The following is a 15,023-nucleotide window of genomic DNA, read 5'->3' as shown; positions in this document are numbered from 1 at the left end:
CCCACCCATGGCCGCTGTGCTCGCCCCCTTCAGCCAGCGGCTGAGGCTGCTGATCTCGCGGCTGGCGATCGCCTTGGTGCTCTGCCTGAGCCTGACCCTGACGGCCTGCAGCTCCTCCAGTGGCGGGCTCACGGGCAACTACGTCGACGACACCGTGGCGGTTGCTGACAGCCTCCTGGCCACCCTCAACCTGGGGGCTGATGATCCCGGCCGCGCTGAAGCTGAGACCGAAGCCCGCAGCCTGATTAACGGCTACATGGCCCGCTACCGCCCCCGCAGCGCGGTGAACGGCCTCGGCTCCTTCACCACCATGCAGACCGCCCTCAACTCCCTGGCCGGCCACTACACCAACTACCCGAATCGGCCGGTGCCTGAAGCCCTCAGGGTGCGCATCAGCAAAGAGCTGAAAAAGGCCGAAACCAACGTCGTCCGGGGGGCTTGAGCACTTGGTTCTCGGCGCCTGGACAGCGAGCCGTGCCGTTCCGACTTTGACGAACGGCACCGCGATCTGAGAGGCTCTCGCATTGTGCTCAGAAGCGGCTGCGGGCCGCTGCGTCCTTGGCCAACGTTGTCGTCATCGGTGCACAGTGGGGCGACGAGGGGAAGGGCAAGATCACAGATCTTCTCAGCCGCTCCGCCGACGTTGTGGTGCGCTATCAGGGCGGGGTCAACGCCGGCCACACCATCGTCGTGGACGACAAGGTGCTCAAGCTGCACCTGATCCCCTCCGGCATCCTCTATCCCGACACCGTCTGCCTGATCGGTTCCGGCACAGTGGTGGACCCGAAGGTGATGCTCGGCGAGCTGGACATGCTGGCCGAGAACGGCATTGGCGTGGAGGGCCTGCAGCTGGCCTCCACGGCCCACGTGACCATGCCTTACCACCGCCTGCTGGACCAGGCGATGGAGCAGCGCCGCGGCGACCGTCGGATCGGCACCACCGGCCGGGGCATCGGCCCCACCTACGCCGACAAGTCGGAGCGCAATGGCATCCGCATCCTCGACATCCTTGACGAAGGCCGCCTGCGCGACCGGCTGGCCGGGCCGCTGGCCGAGAAGAACGAGATTCTGGTGAAGCTCTACGGGCTCGAACCGCTTGTGTTTGAGGAGGTGGTGGCCGAATACGTGGCCTACGGCCAGCGCCTGGCACCCCACGTCGTCGACTGCACGCGCACCATTCACCAAGCCGCCCGGGCCCGCAAGAACATCCTGTTCGAGGGTGCCCAGGGAACCCTGCTCGATCTCGACCATGGCACCTATCCCTACGTCACCTCGTCCAACCCGGTGAGTGGCGGCGCCTGCATCGGTGCCGGCGTGGGTCCCACCCTGATCGACCGGGTGATTGGCGTGGCCAAGGCCTACACCACCCGGGTGGGTGAGGGTCCCTTCCCCACCGAGCTCGAAGGCAGCCTCAACGATCACCTCTGCGACCGCGGCGGCGAATTCGGGACCACCACCGGTCGACGCCGGCGCTGTGGCTGGTTTGACGGCGTGATTGGCCGCTACGCCGTGGAGGTGAACGGTCTCGATTGTTTGGCCATCACCAAACTCGACGTGCTCGATGAGCTCGATGAGATTCAGGTGTGCGTCGCCTACGAGCTCAACGGCGAGCGCATTGAGTACTTCCCAAGCAGCTCGGAAGACTTCGCCCGCTGCCAGCCGATCTTTGAAACTCTGCCGGGTTGGCAGACCTCCACCGCCAACTGCCGCAGCCTCGAAGAACTGCCGGCCACGGCGATGAGCTATCTGCGCTTTTTGGCCGACCTGATGGAAGTGCCGATTGCGATCGTCTCCCTGGGCGCCAACCGCGACCAGACCATCGTGGTGGAAGACCCCATCCACGGTCCCAAGCGAGCCCTGCTGAGCGTCTGATGACCAAACATTTCGACGTTGTCGGCATCGGCAACGCCATCGTGGACGTGCTGGTGCAGGCCGACGACGACCTGCTCGACAACTTCGAGCTCACCAAGGGCACCATGACCCTGGTGGATGAGCACCAGGCCGAAACGCTCTACGCCAGCGTGGGGCCAGGCCTGGAAACCTCCGGGGGCTCAGCCGCCAACACCCTCGCCGGGGTGGCTCAGCTGGGCGGGCGGGCCGGCTTCATCGGCCGGGTGCGCGACGACCAGCTGGGGGGCATCTTTGCCCACGACATCCGTTCGGTCGGCGCCCGGTTCGACACGCCGGCCGCCACCACGGGGCCGTCCACGGCCCGCTGCCTGATCCTGGTTACCCCGGATGCCCAGCGCACCATGTGCACCTACCTAGGGGCGTCGGTGGGCCTCGATCCTGCCGATCTGAATCTGGACCTGGTGGCCCAGGCCAAGGTGCTGTACCTCGAGGGCTACCTGTGGGACAGCGACGAGGCCAAAGCGGCCTTCATCGCCGCGGCCGAAGTGGCCCGCGCCCATGGCGGTGAGGTGGCCCTGAGCCTCTCCGATGCCTTCTGCGTCGAGCGCCACCGCGACAGCTTCCAAGAGCTGGTGGATGGCCACGTCGACATCCTGTTTGCCAACGAGATGGAGATCACGGCCCTCTACAAAGCCAACAGCTTTGAAGAGGCCGCCGACCAGGTTCGGGGGCGCTGCAAGGTGGCGGCCCTGACCCGCAGCGAACTGGGCTCGGTGATCCTCAATGGCCAGGGCAGCCACGCCATCGTGCCCTTCCGGCTCGGCCCCCTGGTGGACACCACCGGCGCCGGCGATCTGTATGCGGCCGGCTTCCTGCATGGTTACACCCAGGGCCAGGACCTGGAGGCCTGCGGTCGCCTCGGCTCACTCTGCGCTGGTCAGGTGGTGACCCAGCTCGGCCCCCGGCCCCAGGGATCCCTCAAGGACCTGGTGGCCCAGCATCTGGGCTGAGGCTCTCCACCAGCCACTGGCCATAGGCACCGGCGCTGACGGCGCTCCAGTGGATCCACTCCGGGGTGTCGTAGCTGTGCAGCGCCAGCAACGCCTCACGCAGGGCTTCCAGCCGCTCGGGGCTGGTCTTGAGCAGCAGTTGCACTTCCTCGCTGGAGGTGATCTGCCCCTGCCAGCGGTAGTGCGACTGCACTGGCAACAGGCTGGCGCAGGCCACAAGGCGCCGCTCCAGAAGCTCCGCTGCCAAGGCCCGGGCGCGCTCTGGGCTGGCCTCGGTGGTGAGCACCAGCTGCAAGGGCTGGTTGGTGTTGGCGTCCGTCATGGGCGGGGGGGCGTCCAGCCAGCCAGTGTCGCCAGCAGCGCCGCTGCATCGAGGCTCTCCACCCCGGCCGGCTCCTGGGGGCGGCACAGCAGCAGCAGGTTCAGACCCTCGCTGCAGCAAATCCTGCGCCAGAGCTCCTCGGTGGAGCCGCCAGACTGGCGCGCCAACACCGTGTTGATGCGCCAGCGACGCACCAGAGCCCGCTCCACGGCCAGCGCCGCCCCGGGCCTGAGGCAGGCAACCCGCTCAGCTGTCAGGCCCGCTGCCATGGCCTGTTGCAGGGAGCTGACGCTGGGCAGCAGGCGGGCATGGTGGAGGGCACCGGGGCTGAGGGAGACGGCTGCCGCCAACTGCCGGGCGCCGATGGCCAGCAGCAGGCGCTGACCCGCCAGCGGCACAGCCCGCAGAGTCTCCAGCGCTGGAAGCAAGGTGGCCGGGCCCTCAAGAGTGGGGCGCTGCAAGCGCAGCAGACGTTGCCTCTGACGGGCGCAACCCGCCATGAGCTGGCGGCTCACCTGGCAGGCAAACGGATGGCTGGCGTCCACCACCAGCGCGTAGGGGCGGCCGCTGGATGCGGCGGCCGTCAGTTCGGCCTCCACAGCCGCTTCTCCACCGAGAGCGCCGACCCTGAGGGTCAGCTCCGGGTGGGGCCGGTAGGCCAGGGCCGCAGGCGCGCTGACCACACTCACCGTCAGCTGCCAGCCGAGGGCCAGCAGCCTCTCGGCCAGCTCGGGGCCCTCGCCGGTGCCAGCCACCAACCACAGGCGCCGGCAGACCTGGTAGCTGCGATCCTGGTGCATCTCGGGTCGGTGCATCAGGATGGGCGTCGCCCAATGGTTTCCGGGGAGTGAATCACTGTCTGCTCGAGGTCGAGGTGCTGGAAGCGCCCCAGGTGCGCTACACCCAGGACAACCAGACGCCGGTGGCGGAAATGGCCGTCCAAATTGACGGTCTGCGTCCCGATGATCCTCCGGGCCAGTTGAAGGTGGTGGGCTGGGGCAATCTGGCCCAGGAGCTGCAAAACAGCGTGCACGTGGGCCAGCGGCTGATGCTCGAAGGCCGCCTTCGCATGAACACCGTGACACGGCAGGACGGGGTCAAGGAAAAGCGCGCCGAATTCACCCTGGCCCGCCTCCACCCCCTGGATGCTGGACCCTCCGGAATGACTCCTGGCACCCCCTCCCCCGCGACTACGGCCCCCGCCGCCAGTGCCACTGCGCCGCCGGTGCGCCGCGCCACCGGCTCCGGGATGGCACCAGCTCCAGGCGGCGCCTCTCCCAGCACGGCGCCCCCCAGCGCAGCCCAGCCGGCTGCCCAGCCCCCCACCTGGAACACCTCGCCGCTGGTGCCCGATCTGCCCGACGACGACGACATTCCCTTCTGAATTGAGCCCTACCGGCCTACCTGCTCACTCGCCCACCCGCTCACTGGCCTGGTCGAGCAGCTGACCGAGTTCGCGCTCCAGGGCAGCGAGGTCGAGCCGCCATTGGGGCCAACGGCCGGCATCGATCTGACGCAACAGCCAGAGCCGATCGGCCTTGAGGGCGTCGATCAAAGCAGCTGTGCTGGGCTCAGTGGCCGTGCTGGAGGCTTCGGGGGCCATGGGCATACAGGAAGATGGCTGTATGCAAGCACTCCTTTCCCCCGGAAGCCTGGTCACGATTGCGGGAGCGGTGCTCACGGTGATCGGCTCGATCGCCTACGCCACCGACATCCCCAACCTCAGCCTGCCGACGATTTTCTACGGGATTCCAATCCTGCTGGGCGGTCTGGCCCTGAAATCTTCAGAGCTGCCGCCCCCCCAGCGCCTCACCCCCGCCGCCCAGTACAAGGCACTGCGGGAGCTCCCAGAGAGCGAACCGCTGCGCAAGCTGCTCGCCGACGTAGACCGCTGGCGCTACGGCCAGAAAGCCCATCTGGAGAGCTCGCTGGAGGTGCTGAAGCTCTGGGATGAGGACGCCCCGCCCCAGTTGATCAGCGTCGAAGAGCTGGATTGTGACGGCCGCTACGGACTCAGACTGCGGTTTCGTTGTGAGGGGGTGCCCCTCGAGCGCTGGCAGGCCCGCGCCGACCGCCTCGGCCGCTTCTTCGGGCCAGGCCTTCAGGCCGACATTCAACCGGAGCGCCGCGACAGCTTCAGCCTCGCCCTGGTGCCCGCGGCTGCAGCGAGCTAAGACCTGCTTGTTCCCCATTCCCCGTCGTTTCTGCGCCCCGCCTTGAGCTCCGAACCCTTGATCAGCAGCCAGGACACCCTGCGGGTGTCGGTCCTCAGTGAGGCCCTTCCCTACATCCAGCGCTTTGCTGGCCGCCGGGTGGTGGTCAAGTACGGCGGTGCGGCCATGGTGCGCGACGAGCTGCGCGATGCCGTTTACCGCGACCTGGTGCTGCTGGCCTCCGTCGGCGTGCAACCGGTGGTGGTGCACGGCGGCGGGCCGGAGATCAACGACTGGCTCACCCGCCTCAACATCGAACCGGCCTTCCGCAACGGCCTGCGGGTGACCACCCCGGAAACCATGGACGTGGTGGAGATGGTGCTGGTGGGCCGGGTCAACAAACACATTGTCAACGGGCTCAACCGCGTGGGCGGGCGGGCCGTGGGCCTGTGCGGCAGCGATGGCTCCCTGGTGCGGGCCCGCACCTACGCCGATGGGGCCAATGGCCTGGTGGGGGAGGTGGCGGCGGTGGACCCCTCCGTGCTGTTCCCTCTGCTCGATGCGGGTTACATCCCCGTGATCTCCAGCGTGGCGGCCGACGGCGAGGGGCAGGCCCACAACATCAACGCCGACACGGTGGCCGGCGAACTGGCCGCCGCACTGCAGGCCGAGAAGCTGATCCTGCTGACCGACACGGCGGGGATCCTGCAGGATCGCCACGACCCCGGCTCCCTGATCCGCCAGCTCAGCCTCTCGCAAGCCCGGCAGCTGATCCACGACGGCGTGGTAGAGGGCGGCATGACCCCGAAAACCGAGTGCTGCATCCGCGCCCTAGCCCAGGGGGTTGCGGCGGCCCACATCGTTGATGGCCGTGTGCCCCACGCCCTGCTGCTCGAGGTGTTCACCGACGCGGGCATCGGCACGATGGTGGTGGGCAGCCAACGCGCTTGCCATGGCTGATGCGCCCCTGGATGCGTCCCTGGAGGAACAGCTGGCCGCAGCTCGCGCGGCCTTGGAGCGGGGTGACTACGGGCGGGTGGTGCGGCTGCTCGAGCCCCTGACCCGCGAACACCCCTCCACCACCCAGGCAGGGGCCGAGATCCAGCTGCTGCTGGCCACGGCCTGGATGGGCCAGGGTGACAACACTCGCGCCATGGTGTGCTGCCGCCTGATCAAGCGCTGCCGGGATGCCACCCTGCGGGCCCAGGCCCAGGACCTGCTCACCGTGCTGGAAGCCCCCGCCCTGGAGCGGCCCCGCGACTGGTCGATCACCTTGCCTGATCTGGGCTCAGCCCAAGCGATGGGCAGCCAGATGCAGCAACTGGCCCGCAGCCGCCGCGCCAACAAACCGCCGCCGCCACCGCCACCGCCCGTTGGGCCCACCCGGGCCCCGGTGGGCTTTGCCCTGCTGGCGGTGGTGTTGCTGTTGCTCACGGTGCTGCTCGGCGGCTGCATGGAGGTGCGCACCGAGCTCAACTTCAAGGGACCGGGCCGGCTGCAGATCACCCATGCACTGATCAGCAATGGCGCGCAGCCGCCCCCCTGGGGGCGCCAGTTCAGCCAGCTCCTGCAGAGCCAGGGCTTTCGGCCTGCCCCCACCGGCGCGGCGTCACCGGGCCCTGGGGATTGGCAACAACGGCTGCAGAGCCAGGTGCTGGCGGCACCCCGGGCCCTGGAGCTGCTGGCCCGCAACCTCAGCGATGCGGCCCAGCTCGCCGGGGTGACCCTGCCGGCTCCGGAGCTCGCGCTGCAGGAGCGCAACTGGCTGGTGGGCGTGCACCAGACCCTCGAGCTGGCCGTAGACCTGCGGGAGGTGCAACCCCTGCCGGGCTTCAGCGCCGCCGTTGAGCTGAGCCCCGCCGGCAGCAGGGCCGTGCAGCGCGCTGGCCCGGAGCCGGCCCAGGCTCTTCCAGGCCGGCAGACCCTGCGCTGGCCGCTGCGCTTCGGGGCTCGCAACACCCTGCAGCTGACCTGCTGGCGCTGGAGCGGATTGGGGCTGGGCGGCCTTCTGATCGCAGCGGGCCTGGCCCTGGTGCTGGCACTGGAGCGCCTGCGCCGGCTGCTGGGCTTCGGCCTGCCCGAGCTACCGGCCTAAGCCACCCCTTACAGGGTGAGGGGATCGGGGTCGATCGCCAGCCCAACCCCCGCCGGCAGCCCCTGGCGCAACACGGCCTCGCTGGGCAGGGGCAACGGCTGGCCGGCGGGTCCGTGCAACAGCAGCTGCCAGCGGCTCTTGCCCGCCACCCGGGCCACCGGGGCCGGGGCGGGACCGATCAGCAGCCAACCGGCCGCTTCGAGGTCGCCGCGAATCCGCTCCGCCAGAGCCGCTGCCGCCGTGGCGGTGCCGCTGGCCGTGGGGCCACTTAGGCGCAGCAGACAGGCCCGGCTAAAGGGCACCAGGCTGGCCTGGCGACGCAACTGGCTCTCCTCCAGCAGAAATTGCCCGTAGCGACCATCCACGAGATGGCGGATCACGGGGTGATCCGGGCTGTAGGTCTGCACCAGCACCTCCCCCGGCTTCTCACCGCGCCCGGCCCGGCCCGCTAGCTGCAACAGCAGCTGCAGGCACTGCTCCGAGGAGCGCAGATCAGGGCGATGCAGCAGCCCATCCGCCGCGAGAACCGCAGCGAGGGTGACCCGGGGCAGGTCTATTCCCTTGGCCAGCATCTGGGTGCCCACGAGCACGTCGGCCTCACCTTGGGCAAAACGGTCGAGCAGGCGGCGGTGACCATCTCGGCCCCGGGTTGTGTCGCGGTCGAAGCGCAGCAACCGCAGACCCTCCAGCTCGGCGGCCAGCTGCTCCATCACCCGCTGGGTGCCGGCCCCGAAGGGCTTGAAGGCGGTGGAGCCACAGTGGCCGCAGCGGTCTCCCAGCTCGGCGCGGTGATCGCACCAGTGGCAGCGCAACCATTCCTGGCCACCCTTGGAGCGGTGCACCGTGAGGGCCACATCGCAATGGGGGCACAGCACCGCCTCGCCGCAGCTGCGGCAGCTCAGGAAGGCCCGGTAGCCGCGGCGGGGCACCAGCACCACGGCCTGCTCTCCCTTCTCCTGCAGCTGCTCAAGCCGCCCCATCAGGGCCCGACTGAGCAGGCGGCGGTGGCCCTCAGCCAACTCATGGCGCATGTCGATCACCCGCACAGCAGGCAGCGGCCGGGCTCCGATCCGCTCCGGTAGCCGCAGCAGGCGGGTGGAGGCCTGGGGCCCCTGGCACGCTAGCCAGCTCTCCAGCGATGGGGTGGCACTGCCAAGCACCAGCCGGGCTCCGCTGCGCCGGGCCCGCTGCCGAGCCACATCCCGAGCGTGATAGCAGGGCATCGGGCTGTCCTGCTTGTAGGAGCTGTCGTGCTCCTCATCCAGCACGATCAAGCCCAGGCGTGGCATCGGCAAAAAGATCGCCGAGCGGGTGCCCACCACCACCACCGGCTCGTCTTCGAGGCAGCGGCGCCAGGTGGCAACCCGGGCGCCATCGGCGAGGCCGCTGTGAAACTCCACCACCCGGGAGCCAAAGCGCTCACGGGCACGGTCGAGCAGCTGGGGAATCAGGCCGATCTCCGGCGTGAGCAGCAAGCAGCCCTCCCCCGCGGCGAGCACCCGGGCAGCCGCCTGCAGATACACCTCGGTTTTGCCGGCGCCGGTGACGCCCCAGAGCAGAAATTCAGCGCCCGGATCCGCCCCGGCCAGGGCGTGCACCGCAGCGGCCTGGGCTTCGGTGAGAGCAGGCCAGGCGGCAGCCGGCAGGCCCGCAGAACTGCTGCCCGGCTCCGACTCCGAGCGCCGCACCACCAACCCCCGAGATTCCAGGCCCTTCAGCACAGCCCGGCTGAAGCCCGCCTCGCCGCAGAGCTGGCGCAGGGGCACCGCAGCGGCTTGACCCTCCAGGTGCTCCAACAGCTGCTGCTGCCGGGGGGTAATGGGCTGGATGGGGAGCGGCGCGGCAGAGCGTTCCACCAACCAGATTGGACGGCTGGTGCGACTTGGCCCCTGGCTGCGCTGGCCGAGCCAACCGGGGGGCAGGGCGCTTTTGAGGGTTTTGAACAGGCTGGTGTGGCACGACTCGGCCACGCTCTCAATCAACCCTTGCCATTGGGGATCGACGGCGGCCCGCTGCCAGATCGCCAGAATCGGTTGGATCGTCTTGCCGCTCAGACTGGCCGGCAGCTGATCGAGCGCTTCCACCACAAGCCCGGTGTGCAGGCGGCCCTGCAGACGCACCCGCACCAGATCACCGATGCCAGCAGGGGTCTCAGCGCTGTTGGCATAGGTAAAGACCTGGCCTTCGCGGCCGGCCTCAAGCCAGATCTGCAGCCACGGGGGCGTCGAGCTTGCAAAGGTCACAGCCCATTCATAGAATGTGTCTGTTGGGCAGTCCAATGGCTGCCGTCGGAACCGAGCAGAATTCCGTCCAGCGGGAAGACCTGAAGAGAGACCCCGGGAGCCAGCCTCCCACCATTCGGCCTCCTGGTCTGCGACCACCCCTGACAGCACTGCTTGGCTCCAGCCAATTTTTTGGCTCCAGCCAATTTCCTGGCTTCGGCCATCCAATCAGGCTTCCGCCGCCGACCTTTTTGCTCCATCAGGTCGTTTTCTGTCGTGAGGTGTCCCGTAGACCCCGCTGTTCAACATCACTGTCGACTCTCCTCAAACCCTTGAGGCCTCTCGAAGTCCAGCCACCCGACCGACCATCGCCGTTTCCAACCCCGTTCGACTGTGCAGTCGTGCTGAATGCCGCCGGGCAATCCCTGGAAACCCGCTTCCTCCCCAACGCTCTGTCTCTCTTCGTTTCCGTATCCCATGAGCCCCGCCGCCGCTGCCGAGCTGAAAGCAACCCCGGAAATCCTGATCGTGGCCACGGCGGCCGGTGAAGAGGTGGCTGTGAAGCCCAAAGCGAAGAAGGCTGCTGCCAAGCCCAAGGCCGCCTCCAGCAAGTCTGCCGCCCCAAAAACCACAACCGCTAAATCCAGCCCAGCCAAAGCCAAGGCTGCAGGCACCAAGGCCCCTGCCAAAGCCAAGGTTGTCGTTGCGGATGCAGCCCCCGCCGCCGACGGGGCAGACCCAGCCCTCGCCGCCGCGGTAGCCGAAAAGGACAACAAGGCTGCCAAAGCCCTGGCCAGCATCAAGGTGGGCCCGAAGGGTGTCTACACGGAAGACTCGATCCGCGTTTATCTGCAGGAGATCGGCCGGATCCGGCTGCTGCGCCCAGACGAGGAGATCGAGCTGGCCCGCAAGATCGCTGATCTGCTGCAGCTCGAGGAGATTGCTGCTCAGTTCGAGGCTGACAACGGCCGCCAGCCCGACAACCGGGAGTGGGCGGTTCTGGTGGAGATGCCACCGATCAAGTTCCGCCGCCGGCTGATGCTGGGCCGCCGGGCCAAGGAAAAGATGGTGCAGTCGAACCTGCGACTGGTGGTGTCGATCGCCAAGAAATACATGAACCGGGGTCTGAGCTTCCAGGACCTGATCCAGGAGGGCAGCCTCGGTCTGATCCGCGCCGCTGAGAAGTTCGACCACGAGAAGGGCTACAAGTTCTCCACCTACGCCACCTGGTGGATCCGTCAGGCGATCACCCGCGCTATCGCCGACCAGTCGCGCACCATCCGCCTGCCGGTGCACCTCTACGAGACGATCTCGCGCATCAAGAAAACCACCAAGACCCTTTCCCAGGAGTTCGGCCGCAAGCCCACCGAGGAGGAGATCGCCGAATCGATGGAGATGACCATCGAGAAGCTGCGCTTCATCGCCAAGAGCGCCCAGCTGCCGATCTCCCTGGAAACGCCGATCGGCAAGGAGGAGGATTCTCGCCTCGGCGACTTCATCGAAGCCGACATCGAGAACCCCGAGCAGGACGTGGCCAAGAACCTGCTGCGCGAAGACCTCGAAGGCGTGCTGGCCACCCTCAGCCCCCGCGAGCGCGACGTGCTGCGCCTGCGCTACGGCCTGGATGACGGCCGCATGAAAACCCTCGAGGAGATCGGCCAGATCTTTGATGTCACCCGCGAGCGGATTCGTCAGATCGAGGCCAAGGCCCTGCGCAAGCTGCGCCACCCCAACCGCAACGGCGTGCTCAAGGAGTACATCAAGTGAGTGAGGGCCTGACGGCCCTGCGGGAGCTGCGCAGCGCGCCGATGCTTCAGGCCCCTGAGCGTGCTGCGCTGTTGACGGAACTGCAGCCCTGTCTTGCCGCCTGTGACTGGTTCACGGTGGGGGTGATGGCTCCCACAGCGGCCAGGGCGCTGGCCTGCCTGCGCCAGCTGGAGACGGCCCTGGGCTGGAGCCCCCTGGAGCTGGATCCGGCCTGCGAAGCCCTGGAGGCCATCGAGGGGCCGGTGTTTCTCAAGGCCAACCAGAACACGGGCCGCTTTCTGGTGCGTCGTGAAACGGGGCTGGGGGAAGGGCTTCTCATCACTGGCCACAGCAGTGTCAATCCCGACGCCGAAGACACCTGGGGGCCCTTCCCCCTCGATCTGTTTGCCGCCTGAGCGATCCCGCGCTTTTGTGACAGCGCAGGCGTTACTCGAGAGCTCCAGTCCTTAGGCTGGGCGGCTGTTATCTGGCACCGATGGCCAATCCCCTGCGCATCGCCTCCCGCCGCAGCCAACTGGCCATGGTGCAGACCCATTGGGTGCGCGATGAGCTGGCCAAGGCCCACAGCGGCCTGGAGATCAGCATCGAGGCGATGGCCACCCAGGGCGACAAGATCCTCGATGTGGCCCTGGCCAAAATCGGCGACAAGGGACTGTTCACCAAGGAGCTCGAGGCCCAGATGCTGGTCGACCAGGCCGACATCGCCGTCCACAGCCTCAAGGACCTGCCCACCAACCTCCCTGAAGGCCTGATGCTGGGCTGCATCACCGAGCGGGAAGATCCCGCCGATGCCCTGGTGGTGCACGCCAAGCACAACGACAAAACACTCGCCACCCTGCCCGCCGGTGCCGTGGTGGGCACCAGCTCCCTGCGCCGCCTGGCCCAGCTTCGCCACCACTATCCGCACCTCACCTTCAAGGACGTGCGCGGCAATGTGATCACCCGCCTGGAGAAGCTCGATTCCGGTGAATTCGACTGTCTGATCCTGGCGGCGGCCGGCCTGGGGCGGCTGGGGCTGGGCGACCGCATCCACGAGCTGATCGATCCCTCCATCTCCCTGCACGCTGTGGGCCAAGGGGCCCTGGGCATCGAGTGCCGCGAGGGCGACAGCACCGTGCTGGAGCAGATCAAGGTGCTGGAACACCCCCCCACCGCCCGCCGCTGCCTGGCGGAGCGAGCCTTCCTGCGGGAGTTGGAAGGCGGCTGCCAGGTGCCGATCGGCGTCAACACCCGCTTTGCCGGCCCCGACAACACCGGCGAGCTGATCCTCACCGGCATGGTGGCCAGCCTCGATGGCCAGCGCCTGATCCGCGATGAGGCCCGCGGCCCCCAGGCGGATCCCGAGGCCATCGGCATTGCCCTGGCCCACACCCTCAAAGCCCAGGGAGCAGGAGAAATCCTGGAGGAGATCTTTGCAACGGTCCGGCCTGAAGCCTGAAACCACATCCGAACCCGCTGAGAACCAGGCCCCGGCAGAAGCCGAGGCCCGCGCCCTCCCGTACCAGTGGAATCTGCTCGCCTGGGCAGCTCTGGTGGGCGTGCTTACCGGGCTGGCCGTGGTGGGCTTCCATGAATTGCTCGGCTTCATCAACAACGGGCTGTTTGGCCCGTTCGTCGAGGGCCTGCTGACCGTCGGCCGCAGCCAGCCGCCCGAGCTCCCGCCCGAACTGCCCGCCCTGCCCCCAGATACGGGCACCCCCCTGCGGGCCCTGCTGCAGGTGGGTCTGGGGGGTCTGGGCTTTCTGCCGCCACCGCCGGCAGCGCCCGAGCCGCTGCCCCTACCCGTCTCGTCGCTCCCCGACTGGATCAGCCTCTGGCCGGTGGTGGTGGTGCCCACGTTGGGGGGGCTGGCCGTGGGTCTGCTGCGCCGCTACGGCGGCGACCTCGGTCCGGGACTACCCAGCCTGATGGCCATGGCGGATGGGGCGATGCCGGCCCAGCCCAGGCTGCCGCTTCAGCGCCTGCTGGGCGCATCCCTGAGCCTTGGCAGCGGCGCCTCCCTCGGCCCCGAGGGCCCCAGCGTGGAGAGCGGCGGCAACCTTGGCCTTTGGGTGGCCTTGCGCGGCGGGCTCTCCCCCCAGAGCCAGAAAGCTCTGGTGGCGGCCGGGGTGGCCGCCGGCCTAGCGGCAGGCTTTAAGGCCCCGATCGCGGGGGTGTTCTTTGCCTTCGAGGGAAGCTTCAGCGCCGTCCAGGGCCGACCCAGCCTGCGGGCCGTGCTGGTGGCGGCGGTGGCGTCCTCGCTCGTCACCCAGCTGCTGCTCGGCGACACACCAATCCTGCGGCTGCCGGCCTACGAGGTGCGCTCGCCACTGGAGTTGCCCCTCTATCTCGGGCTGGGATTGGTGGCCAGCTTGATGTCCTGGGCCCTGATCAGCCTGCTGGCCGCCGGCCGCAGTGAACGGCTTCAGGGCTGGCTAGCCCAGTTGCCACCTGGCCTGCCCACTGCCCTGGGCGGAGCCTGTGTGGGCCTGATGGCCCTGGTGTTTCCCCAGGTGCTGGGGGTGGGCTACGACACGATCGAAGCCCTGCTCGGCAGTGACGGCGGGGTGCCGCTGTTGACCCTGCTGGTGTTGCTGGGCGTGAAACTGCTGGCCACCGGCATCAGCAACGCCACCGGCTTCGTGGGAGGGGGATTTGCACCCTCGCTGTTTCTCGGGGCTGTGCTGGGCAACTGCTACGGCCAGCTGCTCGGCGCCAGCGGCCTGCATCTGCCGGTGGCCGAACCGCCGGCTTACGCGATGGTGGGCATGGCTGCCGTGCTGGCGGGCAGCGCCCGGGCACCACTGACGGCGCTGCTGCTGCTGTTTGAGCTCACCCGCGACATCCGCATCGTGCTGCCATTGATGGCGGCGGCCGGCCTCAGCGCCGCCCTGGTGGAGCGCTGGCAGGGGCTAGCGGATCCTGGGCTGCTGGGCCCCGATCCCCTGGAGGAGCACCGCCGTCGCCAGCTGGCGGCGTTGCCGGTGGGGGAAGCCTTTGAGCCGGAAGCCCCGTTGGTGCTGCCGGCTGAGCTGCCGGCCCACCTGGCCCTGCGTCAGCTGGTAGAGGCCCACGGCCATTGCCTGGTGGTGGCCGACGGGGCCTGGGTGGTGGGACTGGTGACCCTGGCGGATCTGCAACGGGCCCTCAGTGCCGAGCCCTCGCGCAGCCCAAGTGGCGCGGCCTTGATGCCCAGCCTGATGGACTGCCGCCGCGGTGATCTGGTGTGGCTGCCCCTATCGGCCCAAATGGCCCAGCTTGAGGACCAGCTCACCCCCAATGGCCTACGCCAAGTGCCGGTGTTCGATGTGCCGGCGGCCGTGGCGGCGGCCCTCCCCCATGGCTTGCCCAACCCTGGCCTCCCCGTCGAAGCGCTGCGGGGTCTGGCCAGTCGCGATGGCATGGCCCGGGCCTTGGCACGGCACCTGCAGTCAGCTCAGGACTGGGCCTGAAGGGCGCCGGTAAGCGGCTGGGCTGCCGGATCGACGGCACACAAGCGCTCCAGGATCCGCTCGAGATCGAGGGACGACAGTTCCCCATCGCTGGCCCACTTGAGCGTGGTGCTGGCCTGGGGATCGGCAGGTTGGTGGGACGAGGAAGCCGGGGACATGAACGGGGCCGCGG

General features: G+C 68.5%; 16 protein-coding genes. 11 read left to right on the top strand and 5 right to left on the bottom strand.

Features of this window, described 5'->3' with window-relative positions; translation table 11 throughout:
- The first annotated feature begins 7 nt into the window (after window positions 1–7).
- The 3 genes from psb27 to KBY65_RS05460 all read left to right on the top strand — a co-directional run bounded on the left by psb27 (window position 8) and on the right by KBY65_RS05460 (window position 2,861).
- Window positions 8–442 (top strand): photosystem II protein Psb27, encoded by a 435-nt coding sequence (gene psb27 / locus KBY65_RS05470; protein WP_094559915.1) that lies wholly within the window; start codon window positions 8–10, stop codon window positions 440–442.
- A 116-nt stretch (window positions 443–558) separates the two neighbouring features.
- Window positions 559–1,872: an adenylosuccinate synthase gene (locus KBY65_RS05465; protein ID WP_094559916.1), complete on the top strand. Its 1,314-nt coding sequence runs from the start codon at window positions 559–561 to the stop codon at window positions 1,870–1,872.
- On the top strand, window positions 1,872–2,861 hold the full coding sequence (locus KBY65_RS05460; protein WP_094559917.1) for an adenosine kinase: 990 nt from the start codon (window positions 1,872–1,874) through the stop codon (window positions 2,859–2,861). The genes KBY65_RS05465 and KBY65_RS05460 overlap by 1 nt, the downstream gene beginning before the upstream one ends.
- On the opposite strand, the gene cutA is transcribed toward KBY65_RS05460, so the two are convergent.
- Window positions 2,830–3,183, bottom strand: coding sequence for a divalent-cation tolerance protein CutA (cutA, locus tag KBY65_RS05455; protein ID WP_094559918.1), 354 nt, complete (start codon window positions 3,181–3,183; stop codon window positions 2,830–2,832). The genes KBY65_RS05460 and cutA overlap by 32 nt on opposite strands.
- Window positions 3,180–3,983: a precorrin-6A/cobalt-precorrin-6A reductase gene (locus tag KBY65_RS05450; RefSeq protein WP_255000784.1), complete on the bottom strand. Its 804-nt coding sequence runs from the start codon at window positions 3,981–3,983 to the stop codon at window positions 3,180–3,182. Before KBY65_RS05450 ends, cutA begins: the two co-directional genes overlap by 4 nt.
- 47 nt (window positions 3,984–4,030) lie before the next feature.
- Here KBY65_RS05450 and KBY65_RS05445 point away from each other — a divergent pair, with 47 nt between their 5' ends.
- Window positions 4,031–4,567 (top strand): single-stranded DNA-binding protein, encoded by a 537-nt coding sequence (locus KBY65_RS05445; protein WP_255000783.1) that lies wholly within the window; start codon window positions 4,031–4,033, stop codon window positions 4,565–4,567.
- A gap of 24 nt (window positions 4,568–4,591) precedes the next feature.
- Here the strand turns inward: KBY65_RS05445 and KBY65_RS05440 are convergent, their stop codons facing one another.
- Window positions 4,592–4,792 (bottom strand): hypothetical protein, encoded by a 201-nt coding sequence (locus KBY65_RS05440; protein ID WP_094559920.1) that lies wholly within the window; start codon window positions 4,790–4,792, stop codon window positions 4,592–4,594.
- 16 nt (window positions 4,793–4,808) lie between these two features.
- Here KBY65_RS05440 and KBY65_RS05435 point away from each other — a divergent pair, with 16 nt between their 5' ends.
- Genes KBY65_RS05435 through KBY65_RS05425 form a run of 3 tightly spaced genes read left to right on the top strand, consistent with a single transcriptional unit; the run spans window position 4,809 to window position 7,431 of the window.
- Complete coding sequence (locus KBY65_RS05435) at window positions 4,809–5,357, top strand: DUF2854 domain-containing protein (protein ID WP_094559921.1); 549 nt, start codon at window positions 4,809–4,811, stop codon at window positions 5,355–5,357.
- 42 nt (window positions 5,358–5,399) lie between these two features.
- Window positions 5,400–6,296 carry an acetylglutamate kinase gene (gene argB / locus KBY65_RS05430; protein WP_094559922.1) on the top strand — a complete coding sequence of 299 codons (897 nt, stop codon included), beginning with the start codon at window positions 5,400–5,402 and terminating at the stop codon, window positions 6,294–6,296.
- Window positions 6,289–7,431, top strand: coding sequence for a DUF3153 domain-containing protein (locus tag KBY65_RS05425; RefSeq protein WP_255000781.1), 1,143 nt, complete (start codon window positions 6,289–6,291; stop codon window positions 7,429–7,431). Before argB ends, KBY65_RS05425 begins: the two co-directional genes overlap by 8 nt.
- 8 nt (window positions 7,432–7,439) lie before the next feature.
- Here the strand turns inward: KBY65_RS05425 and priA are convergent, their stop codons facing one another.
- A complete protein-coding gene (gene priA, locus KBY65_RS05420) occupies window positions 7,440–9,674 on the bottom strand; it encodes a primosomal protein N' (protein ID WP_255000780.1) in 2,235 nt (744 codons plus the stop codon).
- A gap of 456 nt (window positions 9,675–10,130) precedes the next feature.
- Between priA and rpoD the strand changes: the two genes are divergently transcribed.
- The 4 genes from rpoD to KBY65_RS05400 all read left to right on the top strand — a co-directional run bounded on the left by rpoD (window position 10,131) and on the right by KBY65_RS05400 (window position 14,851).
- On the top strand, window positions 10,131–11,420 hold the full coding sequence (gene rpoD / locus KBY65_RS05415; protein WP_255000779.1) for an RNA polymerase sigma factor RpoD: 1,290 nt from the start codon (window positions 10,131–10,133) through the stop codon (window positions 11,418–11,420).
- Window positions 11,417–11,815 (top strand): DUF1824 family protein, encoded by a 399-nt coding sequence (locus tag KBY65_RS05410; protein ID WP_254988248.1) that lies wholly within the window; start codon window positions 11,417–11,419, stop codon window positions 11,813–11,815. Before rpoD ends, KBY65_RS05410 begins: the two co-directional genes overlap by 4 nt.
- An 80-nt stretch (window positions 11,816–11,895) precedes the next feature.
- Window positions 11,896–12,858, top strand: a complete 963-nt coding sequence (hemC, locus tag KBY65_RS05405; RefSeq protein ID WP_254988249.1) for a hydroxymethylbilane synthase — start codon at window positions 11,896–11,898, stop codon at window positions 12,856–12,858.
- Window positions 12,833–14,851, top strand: a complete 2,019-nt coding sequence (locus tag KBY65_RS05400; protein WP_255000778.1) for a chloride channel protein — start codon at window positions 12,833–12,835, stop codon at window positions 14,849–14,851. Before hemC ends, KBY65_RS05400 begins: the two co-directional genes overlap by 26 nt.
- Here KBY65_RS05400 and KBY65_RS05395 read toward each other — a convergent pair.
- Window positions 14,836–15,009, bottom strand: coding sequence for a hypothetical protein (locus KBY65_RS05395; RefSeq protein WP_198953848.1), 174 nt, complete (start codon window positions 15,007–15,009; stop codon window positions 14,836–14,838). The genes KBY65_RS05400 and KBY65_RS05395 overlap by 16 nt on opposite strands.
- Window positions 15,010–15,023 lie beyond the last annotated feature (14 nt).

Source organism: Cyanobium sp. Alchichica 3B3-8F6, from assembly GCF_024346435.1.
Classification (GTDB): Bacteria; Cyanobacteriota; Cyanobacteriia; order PCC-6307; family Cyanobiaceae; genus Cyanobium_A.
This window is presented reverse-complemented; position numbering and strand designations above follow the sequence as displayed.